Here is an 11050-nt window from a genome sequence, read left to right as displayed (position 1 = left end):
CGCGGGCAGCCGCAGCAACTCCTGCGGCAGCACCGACTCGAACAACGACGGCTGATCGCCTACGGTACGGAACACGATGGCCTCAATCCCTTCTAGCCCAAGGGTTGTAGCCATTCTCGCGTTCCAAGACTGGCTGATCACGCACCGCCACACCGCGACTTTTTCAGGTCGAAGTAGCTAAGTTAGCGAGGCGCGTGTATTCGTACCAGTTATATGCTCTCGTCATCGATCTCACCGACGATGCCCTTGTGCAGGAACATCGACGTGACCGCTCGTCGCGCTCTCCAGTGACGACGTCGAGATCGCCGACCCGGCCGGTGAGTGGCCCTGTATTTCGCGGTGCACTTGCCAACGAGTAGGGATGGACTTTCTGTCTAACGGTCGCGAGTATCGCTGTGAAGTGCGATTTCATAGGCGATGACGGGCTGCGCCCATTACCTGCCCGCTACCCGCACCATCCAGGTCGCTGAGGTGCACGCCACGGCCTGTGTGGTGGGCGCGGAAACTGGAGAGTCGGTAGCGCTACGTGCGCAATGTGATCTATTGCGGTGACGACTACCGCGTCGGCACACCGAAATCGGCCTCAGTTTGTCGTCGGCACTGGGGAATTGAGGTATCAGCATCGCTCATTAGCACGCCCACGACGCGCCATCACGGAGCCACGACGACGTGGAAAAGCTCGTCGCCACTGACCGAACCAGCCGTCATGTGTACGTAATCCGGATCGAATCAGGCCAGTAAGTGAGCATCTGGGATATCGGCGACCCGCTCTCGGGTCACGCGCACCGCGGTCGCGACGAAGTCGCAGACCTCATCGCGGTAGTCGCCACGCGCGGCGGCCACCGCCGCGATCGATCGGGGCCCATCACGCAGAGGGACCGTGCTCAACGACGACGGGTCCATTCCGAGGCGCCAGGCGCTGCCGACGAGTGGAGTGACAGTGCGGGGGCTGCATGCGACGGCGAGACCCATCTCGGAAAGAGTTCGGACAGACTGCTCTGTGGGTGGTCGCCCGTGGCGCTCGTTGACCAGAAGCCAGAAATCCGTCCACAGGACCGGAGCGTCGGCCATGTCCAGCATCGGTTCGTCGACGATGTCAGCGATCTCGAGGCAGTCCTTGTCTGCGAGTCTATGGTCCTCCCGGCAGCACAGCATGATCGGCTCGTCGAACAGGGAGGTCAATGCGACGTCCGACGTGGGGCATGGCGGGCGCACCAGGGCGACGTCCACCAGCCCATCGGAGATGGCGGTGAACTGATTGGGAAAGTTGAGTTCGCGCAGTGTCAGTGACACATCCGGTCGCTCGACCCGATAGTGGCGGATGATCTCTTTGGTCAACTCCGCCGCCGCCACAGCCCCGGCGATGAGACCGATTATCAACTCGCGTCCGGGTTCGCCCGCCTTGCGCACGATCTCGATGGTGCGGCCCATGCGCTCGAGTATTTCCTTGGCCTGAGCGAGGAGAACCTCGCCCGCCACGGTAAGTCCGATTCCTTGCGGGGACCGGATCAGCAGTTCGGTACCGAGCTGGCGCTCGAGTTTGCGCAGCGACTTGGATACTGCGGGCTGGGCTATCAGCAGTCGGCGGGCCCCGCCGTGGATGCTTCCCTCCTCGGCGACCGCGACGAACATCTCCAGTTGCTGTATATCCACCCGATCGTCTCCTTTGCTGCGAACCCGTGTGTGCAGGGGACCGCACGCCGCTGCACCGCCAGTGTGATTGCCGCCACTCTCGGAAACAAGGGGTGCACTTACAGACGAGACAATTGTCGCTCGGGAAACGGACCTTAGGGGCGACTCGGAGCGCCTCTGCGGTACCGAGTCGCCCCTAAGGCCGGCTCTCTACGGTGCGTTGTACATCGACTTGACCAGCTGGAAGCCGGACAGACCCTCCGGGCCCATCTCCCGGCCCATACCGCTTGCCTTGATTCCGCCGAAGGGCGAGGCGGGGTCGTTGACGTAGGAGTTAATGCCGATACTGCCGGTGCGCACACGGTTGGCCACCGACAGCGCCCGCTCCGGGTCTTCACTCCACACCGAACCACCCAATCCGAACTCGCTGTCGTTGGCCATCGCCACGGCCTGGTCGACGTCGTCGTAGGGAATCAGCGCCAGAACCGGTCCGAAGATCTCCTCCTGGGCAATGGTGTGGTGATTATCGACATCGGCGAATACCGTCGGCGAGATGAAGTAGCCGCGATCATGGTCTGCTGGCCGACCACCCCCGGCCGTGACGCGTGCCCCCTCGGCGGCGCCTTTGGCGATGTAGGACTCGACGCGTTCTCGCTGTCGCACAGACACGACAGGACCGATTTGGGTGGCAGGATCGAGTGGGTCGCCGACGGTCAGGCTCGCTGCGAAGTCGGAGATCGTGTCGACGAGTTCGTTGTATCGAGCGCGGGGCGCAAGGATGCGGGTGCTAAGGAAGCAGGTCTGTCCGTTGTTGAACAGCGTCGCGGGAAAGAACTCTTCGAGCCTGCTTCCCAGATCGACATCGTCGAGGACGATTGCTGCGGACTTGCCGCCGAGTTCGAGGGTGACCGGCCGGAGGAGCCGCCCGCAGGTTTCCGCGATGCTTCGACCGGCGGCCGTGGAACCGGTGAACGCGACCTTGTCGACGCCCGGGTGGGCCACAAGATACGCACCAACAGCAGCTCCCGCCTGCACAACGTTCAGCACGCCGGCGGGAAGGCCGGCTTCCATGGCTGCCTCGATCATGATGTACGAATCGAGCACCGTCTCGGGAGAGGGTTTCATCACCACCGTGCAACCGGCCGCAAGGGCTGGGGCGATCTTGGTGAAGGCGAGAGCCTGAGGGAAGTTCCATGGCACGATCGCGGCGACGACACCGACCGGTTCCCGGCGCACGACGGTAGTACCCCCGAACATCGCCGGTCGCCGTTCGTCGGCCGATTCCTTCACCAACCTGGCGTAATAGCGCAGCAGCAGCGCGGGAAAGACCGCTTCCATGCTCTGCGACGTCTGAATCGGCATCCCGTTCTGCCGGCTGACCGCTTCGGCGGTCCGGGCTCCGCGCTTGTCGAGTGCGTCGGCGAATCGTTCGAGAATCTCGGCACGGCGACGGGGCTCGTACTGAGACCAGCCAGTCGGATCATCGAATGCCGATCGAGCGGCAACGATTGCGCGATCGATGTCTGCCTCGGCGCCTTCGGGCACCGTACCGATGACCTCTTCAGTGGCGGGGGAGGTGACCGTGATGGTGGCAGGACCCGATGGGGTAGTCCAGTTGCCGCCGATGTACAGGTTGTCGAAGTTGGTCGTCACTGTGCTCTCCTGAGATGTGGACAAAGAAATCAGCCCTGCTGCGGCGGGACGCTGACGGTAAGGCCGTCGTGTTCGGCGTCCACTGCTATCTGGCACGACAGACGCGAATTGGGTTGCACACCCTCGAGGAACTCCAGAAGCTCGAGCTCCTCCGGAGCGGCGGGCTCGAGCTTGTCGAACCACTCACCTTCCACGTACACGTGGCACGTCGCGCACGAACAACCTCCGCCGCACTCCGCCACGATGCCGTTGACGTTGTTCAGGGTGGCCACCGACATCACGGTGCTACCCGCGTCGGCGTGGATGCACGATTCTTCGCCGTTGTTGAGGAACTTGATCCGGGGCATGACTACTCCGTTGGGCTTTGGGAATTGATTGAACAGATTCGGTAGCGTCGACCATGGTCTTGGTGTCGACGCTGCGGTGCGTCTGGTTAGTAACGTAGGTCACATGCGAGAACATCGGTAGGCAGTAGATTGCCATCACGTGATGCCCAACGGATATCCATCGTGAAGGGCGCCGCAGGGCACGCCATCGTCGCCCAGGTCTGACGCGCGAGTAGCCCCTGAAATGTGCTGTCGTATCGGGACAGCCGTCGCATACTCATATCAGATGAGCGGAATCGCATCTGACAACAAGGGCAAAACCCGCCTCGAGACGGTGAGGGACGCCGCGTCTGTCAGCATTGGGGGGTGTCCGAGCAGTCGGCTTAGCCGCGGCACGCGTTGGTCGGAGAACTGGCCAAGGTCGCAGCCGCCGTAGTAGAACTACATGATGCGGTTCCATGGCGCAGCCACCGTTGTCGCAACAAGACCGCCTCATTCATCTCTCGACGTCGACCGCGCCGGACCTGCCAGCGGTCCTCCAGCGCAGGCAGTCTTGGCCTCCTAAGGGGCCCGAGATGATCAAGATTGCCAGGCAACGATCAACGACGGCCCACAGAAGGACGCGATCCGTCCGTCGGCTCGGCACCGATGTCATCGAGTACATCGTGGCCAGCATGTCGTCGTGCGCCGCGACTTGGGATCAGTCCGATGCTCGCAAAAAGGTTTCGATGATCGGGGCGGATTGCTCCGGACTGTCGAGGAGTAGCAGATGGCCCGCCTGCTTCAGTATTCGCAGGTCTGATTTACGAATCAGGCGTTTGAGTATGTGTTGGTTTCCGACCTTGACGATCGGGTCGTCGTCCCCCGCGACGATCAAGGTCGGTTGGGATATGCGCGATGCGAGAGGGAAGGTGGAGAAGGTACCGGAAGCGACGAGCTGAAATGCATATCCTGCCCAGCTTGGCGGATGGTTCAGGCGGCGGGTTACCTCCGCCTCCACGAGTGATGGGTCGTGCCGGAAGCGGCCGCCGTAGGTGTCGGGAGCGATGCTGGCGAGGTACTCAGCGGAGTAGTAGCGCTTCGGCGTGAGTAGTCTCGCGGCGACTTCGAGGTCCGCCGGGATGCAGGTGACCCCTGGGCCCGTGCACGCCAACACCAGTTTTCGAACGGCGCCGGGATGCTGAGCAGCAAGTTGCTGGGCGAGTAGACCACCCCACGAGTAACCCAGTACATCTGCCGGGGGCAGTTTCAATTTCTGCAGGAGTAGCCGGACGAAGAGCGCGCAGTGCGCCATCGTCGGTGGAAAGAACGGAAGGGAGGAGTCCCCGGTTCCGGGAAAGTCGAACATCACCACTGACCGCTTGGGAAACCATCCCGCGAGTGGCTCCCACATGTCGAGGTGACCCCCGATTCCCATGATCAACAGTAGTGGCGGGCCGGTTCCTTGTATCTTGACCCGGACCTTCATCGGGCCCACCCTGAGGTATCGGGTGGAGCCGATCTGCTGCCGATTGTCTCGGTTGCTCATCTGCGCACTGCTTTCTGGCGGAGCGGCCGGCCAGAACGATGTCGCAACATGCTTATGATCCGTCTCGTGCGCGCAGCACCTTCTTATCGAACTTACCGACCGCTGTTTTGGGGATTTCATCGATCGCCTCGACGCGGTCGGGTAGCTGCCACCGAGGGAATCCTGTTCTTTCGAGGTGTTGTCGTATCATCTCGAGTTCTATGCTCTTCCCGGGTCGAGGTACGACGTAAGCGACTGGTCGTTCCCCCCATTTCGGGTCTGGCACAGCGACTACCGCGGCCTCGATCACGGCGGGCATCGCCATGATCGCCGCCTCCATGTCTACTGACGAAATCCATTCACCACCGGACTTGATGAGGTCCTTGGTCCGATCGGAGATGACGAAGTAGCCGTCGGGTGACCCGATCGCGACGTCACCTGTCACGAACCAACCATCCTCGGTGAAGTTCTCGGCTCCTCGCCCGTGTAAATACCTGTCGGTGACCCAAGGGCCGCGTACCTCCAGGGCGCCCATCGATTCACCGTCGAATGCCAGCGCATTGCCGTCCTCGTCGCGCAAGCGAACCAGGACGCCGGGGAGCGGAAGTCCGGCCTGCCGCCGAGCTGCATCAGTGACCGACTCCTCGGTCCATGACCGCATCCGGTGCTGTGGCCACGCGACACTCGCGAGCGGCGAGGTCTCCGTCATTCCCCACGCCTGCACTAACGGTATGCCCAACTTTTTCAGGTAGTGCTCGATCAACGCGACTGGCGGTTGACTACCGCCAGAGATGATGTGCCGCAGGTGTTCGTTCGCGCCCGGCCGTCGTTCGAGTTCGTCGGCGACCGCCACCCACACGGTGGGCACTCCGGCGGTCACGGTGACCTGCTCGTCGAGTAGAAGGTCGACGAAGGGAGCGGCTTCGAGCGCCCCGCCGAAGAAGACGAGTTTGGCGCCGACACCGACGGCCGCGAATGGCAAACCCCATGCACTGGCGTGGAACATCGGTACCTGCGGGAGCACGCTGTCGCCGGGACCCACACATATGCCGGCGGCCGAGGTCACCGCCAAGGCGTGCAGGAACAGTGAACGGTGTGTCGAGACGACTCCCTTGGGCTGTCCGGTCGTGCCGGAGGTATAGCACAAGCTCGCTGGTTGTCGCTCGTCCAGATCCGGAGCTGCGTAGTCCGACTCGGCCTCGGCGAGCAGCTGTTCGTAGGCCACGATTGTTGAGTCGGCGGCAACGGCGGCATCATCTGTCAAGACCACGATGTGCGTCAGGCTCGGTACTCGTGGTGCAATCTGCTCGATCAGCGGCAGGAACTCGGGGTCGACGAGGACGACGACGTCGCCCGCGTCGCGCATGATGAACGTGAGCTCGTCCGGCGAGAGTCGGACGTTGAGGGTATGCAGCACTCGTCCAGTGCACGGAACTGCGAAATAGGCTTCCAGGTGCCGGTAACTGTTCCAGGCAAGTGTCGCCACCACGGCACCGGGAGCAATGACCATGGTGTCGAGTGCATTCATCAACTTTTTGGTGCGCTCCGAGAAGGTGCCATACGTGTAGCGGAACAGTTCACCGCCGGGTTGGCGGCTCACAATCTCCGAATGGCGATGATGCGTTGCGGCGCCTTCGAAAAGGAGCCATGTTGTAAGCGGCACATCCATCATCGGCCGAATCCTATTCTGTGACGTAACGTCCCGGGGCATCCGACCGTGGTGGATACGCTTCATTACCGAGGGCTTCCGGCGCGGCGATCAGGTCGCCCGACCTTTCCTGACTCCACTCAGCCCAGTCCTCCCACCACGATCCGTCGTGCCGTTGCGCTCCCTGCAACCACACTCCCGGGTTCGGGGCAGGCGCTCCGTTCGCGTAGTACGTCGCTTTCGGATTGCCGGGTGGATTGATCAGGGCCTGGATGTGGCCGCTGTTCGACAGAACGAAGCGGACCGCTCCACCGAAATGCCGCGTCGCGGCGAACGCGGACTCCCAGGGAACGAGGTGGTCGGTCCGCGCGCCGACCACGTACATGTCGTTCTTGACTTTTCCGAGATCGATCGGAGTGCCGAGGACACTCGCGCGCCCGGCGTCGACCAAGGCGTTGTTCAACCACATGTCCAAAAAGGTGGCATGAAGCGCGGCGGGCATGTTCGTGGCATCGCTGTTCCACGCGAGCACATCGAAGGCAGGCGGATTCTTTCCCAGCAGATAGTTCGACACGACGTAGTTCCAGATCAGATCGTTCGGGCGCACGAAGGCAAACATCTTTGCCAAACTCGCACCGCTGAGCACACCACGGTCGCGGGAACGACTGAGAGCGGCTTCGACGGTGCGTTCGCTCGCGAACATATTCAAGGTGCTGTTCACGTCACTGTCGACGAGAGTGACGCCGAGCGTGGCGGCGTTGACCAAATCTGGCTCAGTCGTCGCCAGATGCGATAACACCGATGAGGTCGTCATCCCACCTGCGCAGAACCCGGCAATATTCACCGACCGCGAACCGGTGATGTCACCCGCAATCCTCATTGCCTCGATGCAGGCGGCGGCGTAGTCGTCGAAGTCCCAGTCCCGTTGCCGCGACGTCGGATTGCGCCACGACATACACAGTATCTGAAGCCCTTGGCTTACTGCGTACTCCACGAAACTGCGGCCTGGCGCGAGGTCGAGAAAGTAATAGCGGTTGATTTGCGGCGGGATCAGCACAGTGGGAACGCTGCGAACGCGCGAGGTACTCGGAGAGTACTGAATGAGTTCGAACATCGGTGAGCGGTAGACGACGGCGCCGGGAGTCGCGGCGGTGTTGACTCCGAGCTTGAAGGGGCGGGTGTCGACCTGTGACGGCATGCCGCCGTTGTGACGGACGTCGTGCAAGAAATGGCGCCCGCCCGCAACGAGGGACTGACCGCGAGTTTCTCGCATAGTGCGTTGCGCAACAGGGTTCAGCAGCAGATTGTTCGTCGGCGCCGCAGCTTCGGTGACCTGCATGAGCGCGAACTTGGCCCTCTCGACCGACTTTTCGTCCAGTTCGAGCCGATCCACTGACGCAAGCACAGCATCACGAGTCAACACATAGGTTTGGGCGACCCGTTTCCAGACCGGTGAATCGGCCCACACGGGGTCCTCGAACCGTCGATCTCTCGGGTCCGGCGTGACTGCCGACCGGCCGGCGAGGACACGAGCTTCCTCGGTTGCCCAGCTCTGAACCGAACCTACGAGTACTTTTGGGCGTTTGATCAGTGCGCCGACCCAGCGAGCACCAGCACTCGTCACCTGTCCGAGGGTGAGGCCGACGAACGGATTCGCCCCGCGAACCGAATCAACGGGAATCTCTTGATCAGCGTCGGGGTTAGTGGGAAGGCGTTGCGGTGTCGGTTCCCTCCCAGCTCCGCGTTGTGTCACGACGCGTGCCGCTGGTGGCGAGTCTTCAGTTCCCACGGCGTTTCTCCTGGTGGTGGTGGATATGACCTGTTCCGTGATCAATGTCCGTCTTGATTCTTTGATGATTGATGGCTCGGGCGTTGGAACGGTCAGGGGCAATGCGGGTGCTGTCGCCGGGTGTACTTAGCCGCCTTCTATCATCGAAATTGGGCTATCCCGCTAGCGGCGTGGCTTTTCCGAGGATTAGTCCGCCGTCTACCGGAAGGCTGATGCCGGTTACAAAGCTTGCCTCGTCGCTCAGGAGAAACGACACAGCCGCAGAAATCTCACGTGTCTCGCCCATGCGGGGGATGGACTGGAATTTGACCGAGTCGTTGAGCGTATTCTTGAGGTCTTCGTTGGAGTCCATCGCTTCCCGCAACATGGGCGTCTGAACGATGCCGGGGTGAAGCGCGTTCACCCGTATTCCGTACTTGCCGTAGTCGATTGCAGCCGACATCGTCAGGCCATTGACCCCTGCCTTGGTGCTGCAGTACACCGACAGGTTTTCGTAACCAATCAGTCCGGCACCGGAACCGATGTTGACAATTGCGCCCGACCGTGCGGCGAGCATGTCTGGAGCGACCGCTTTGATGCCCAGGAAGACGCCTTTGAGGTTGACGCCGACAACCCGGTCGAACTGGTCTACTGAAGTTTCGTGCAATGGTGCGGCGAATTCGACACCGGCATTGTTTACGAGCGAAGTCACGGGCCCGAAATCCGCGTGGATTTTCCAACCGCGTCCGTCCAGGACTGCTCGGAGGACACATCGAGATGGATGAATCGGGCGTTGTCTCCGAGTTCGGAGGCTACTGCGTGTCCTTCTTCCTCGAGTACGTCTGCGATGACGACGCGCGCACCGTCATTTACGAGTTTCCGCACGTGAGCGGCTCCCATGCCACGCGCTCCGCCGGTGACGATGACGACCTTGCCGTCGAGATTGGTCATTTCGAAGTTTCTCCTATGCAGATCGCCCATCTCGGAGCTTCGCATTCGAGCGTGGGGTCCTGCTCGATGGCGGACTCGGATTCTCTGAACATCGCGAAGGCGCTAGGTCCCACCGCACACGTCGTCGAGCGTGGCGGCCTGGACTGGTCCGGCTAGTTCGTGACCCCCATCACAGATAATCATTACTTGACTCGTAAGTCAATAGCGACCGTAGAGAATAGCTCGCAGATTGTATTCGTCAGGTATCGGACCTGTTGAGAACCGAACGGTGCGATTTTTGTGACTTGACTGACAAATCAGTAGCGTCACCCGGTGCTTCGGTACAGACGCCGGAAATGGGACGGCGGTGCGCCACTACTGCTGCGCCAAAGCCGTCGCCGGGAACGCCGGGGCGTCGATGAAGTCGTTCTTTCGTCGGTGGAACAAGCTTGGTCGGGTCCGGTCTGCATCCGTTCCCGGTAAGTCAGTCGTTCGAGGTGTCGTCCTGCCCGACCGCAACCGGAGAAGACGTGTCTGCTGGTTCCTTGATGGGCCTCCCTACCCGGATCGACGCCGAAACGTGTAACGGTCACGGGGGCCGTCGACCGAACCTTCCGGACTCCGGAGCAGAACGCCTGTAGGCGATCTCGAGGAGGGGGCTGGACCTTGGTCGCCAAGTTATTGACCAGGCGATCGACTTGACTACGTCGACTATGAGTACGAATACGCATTCTGCCTTCCTCATCGGAAAACGAGTTGACTGTAAAGTCAAAAAGTGGTTAGCATCACATTGCCGTGAAAGGCGTTCGCGCACAACACCATGAAACCGGAGGGCTTCAAGTGAGCAGTCTCGAGAAGAACGTGCAGATGCTTGTGGATCGGGCTGAGATACACGATCTGATCCTCGGGTACGCCCGAAATGCCGACACCAAGAACTGGGAGGCCTTCGCCGAGTTGTTCGCCGACGACGGATATGCCCAGTACCCGTTCGGTAAGGTCGAGAAGAAAGACATGGCGCGTGCCGCCGGTGCCATCCTGCAGCCGTTCGAACGGACACAGCACATGTTCTCGAACATCAGCATCACGATCGACGGTGACACGGCGACGACAAACCATTACCTTCAGGCCACGCACGTGCCAGCCCTTGCAGAGCAGGGCGCCCATGCTGACATCGGCGGCTGGTACGACAACACCTGCCGCCGCACCGCCGAGGGATGGAAGATCGTCAGCGTCAATCTGACGTTCGTATGGAGCGGAGGAATCCCGTTCGAGGCCGGTGACTTCGCCGCCTGACACAGCCGAAGTTCCGGCCAGAGGGTTTCTCGCGAGCTCACCTTCCGTAGGAGCCGAACCGCGTTGGTCGGGGGACATTTCCAGTCGAGGAACAGTCCTTCGGCCGACGCGGACCGATCTTTCCAATCGAGGCGCTCACTGAAGTGGCCTCGCTGTGCGGAGGCCGACTTCCTCACCGGTGAGCGTCGAATGATTATTTGGTGTGGGCGATCTGGTCCCAGCCCTCGACGGACTCGGGGGTGCGGGGTGCGGGGCCGGTGTAGATGGCGGCGGGGCGGACGAGCTTGCCCAGA

7 protein-coding genes and 2 pseudogenes are annotated in these 11050 nt (G+C 61.6%); 1 reads left to right on the top strand and 8 read right to left on the bottom strand.

Translation table 11 applies throughout. The features are described from left to right. Window positions 1–729: 729 nt before the first annotated feature. From ACH49N_RS38625 to ACH49N_RS38595, 7 genes and pseudogenes are all read right to left on the bottom strand, one after another. Window positions 730–1653 (bottom strand): LysR family transcriptional regulator, encoded by a 924-nt coding sequence (locus ACH49N_RS38625; RefSeq protein ID WP_358276150.1) that lies wholly within the window; start codon window positions 1651–1653, stop codon window positions 730–732. Between the two features lie 189 nt (window positions 1654–1842). Further along, window positions 1843–3285 carry an aldehyde dehydrogenase gene (locus ACH49N_RS38620; RefSeq protein ID WP_358276149.1) on the bottom strand — a complete coding sequence of 481 codons (1443 nt, stop codon included), beginning with the start codon at window positions 3283–3285 and terminating at the stop codon, window positions 1843–1845. A 29-nt stretch (window positions 3286–3314) separates the two neighbouring features. Beyond that, window positions 3315–3632 carry a 2Fe-2S iron-sulfur cluster-binding protein gene (locus tag ACH49N_RS38615; protein WP_358276148.1) on the bottom strand — a complete coding sequence of 106 codons (318 nt, stop codon included), beginning with the start codon at window positions 3630–3632 and terminating at the stop codon, window positions 3315–3317. Between the two features lie 679 nt (window positions 3633–4311). Further along, complete coding sequence (locus ACH49N_RS38610; RefSeq protein ID WP_358276146.1) at window positions 4312–5139, bottom strand: alpha/beta hydrolase; 828 nt, start codon at window positions 5137–5139, stop codon at window positions 4312–4314. Between the two features lie 52 nt (window positions 5140–5191). Next, window positions 5192–6790 (bottom strand): long-chain-fatty-acid--CoA ligase, encoded by a 1599-nt coding sequence (locus tag ACH49N_RS38605; RefSeq protein ID WP_358276144.1) that lies wholly within the window; start codon window positions 6788–6790, stop codon window positions 5192–5194. 10 nt (window positions 6791–6800) lie between these two features. Continuing rightward, complete coding sequence (locus tag ACH49N_RS38600) at window positions 6801–8390, bottom strand: alpha/beta fold hydrolase (RefSeq protein WP_358276143.1); 1590 nt, start codon at window positions 8388–8390, stop codon at window positions 6801–6803. A gap of 319 nt (window positions 8391–8709) precedes the next feature. Continuing rightward, window positions 8710–9434 (bottom strand): annotated as a pseudogene (locus ACH49N_RS38595) (SDR family NAD(P)-dependent oxidoreductase). A gap of 870 nt (window positions 9435–10304) precedes the next feature. Between ACH49N_RS38595 and ACH49N_RS38590 the strand changes: the two are divergent. Further along, the gene (locus ACH49N_RS38590; protein WP_358276142.1) at window positions 10305–10757 is read left to right on the top strand and encodes a nuclear transport factor 2 family protein; all 453 of its coding nucleotides are present in this window, start codon (window positions 10305–10307) and stop codon (window positions 10755–10757) included. A 193-nt stretch (window positions 10758–10950) separates the two neighbouring features. On the opposite strand, the pseudogene ACH49N_RS38585 reads toward ACH49N_RS38590, so the two are convergent. After that, window positions 10951–11050: pseudogene (locus ACH49N_RS38585) on the bottom strand (citrate (Si)-synthase); the annotation flags it as partial.

The organism is Rhodococcus sp. NPDC019647, from assembly GCF_044389235.1.
GTDB classification, from domain to species: Bacteria; Actinomycetota; Actinomycetes; order Mycobacteriales; family Mycobacteriaceae; genus Rhodococcus_F; species Rhodococcus_F oxybenzonivorans.
The sequence above is the reverse complement of the archived record's forward strand: the minus strand, read 5'-3'. Positions and strand labels throughout refer to the sequence as shown.

What these genes read in the sequence shown, in the direction of transcription:
- ACH49N_RS38615 (WP_358276148.1), bottom strand. Translation starts at nt 3,632, where the DNA reads ATGCCCCGGATCAAGTTCCTCAACAACGGCGAAGAATCGTGCATCCAC.
- ACH49N_RS38610 (WP_358276146.1), bottom strand. Translation starts at nt 5,139, where the DNA reads ATGAGCAACCGAGACAATCGGCAGCAGATCGGCTCCACCCGATACCTC.
- ACH49N_RS38605 (WP_358276144.1), bottom strand. Translation starts at nt 6,790, where the DNA reads ATGATGGATGTGCCGCTTACAACATGGCTCCTTTTCGAAGGCGCCGCA.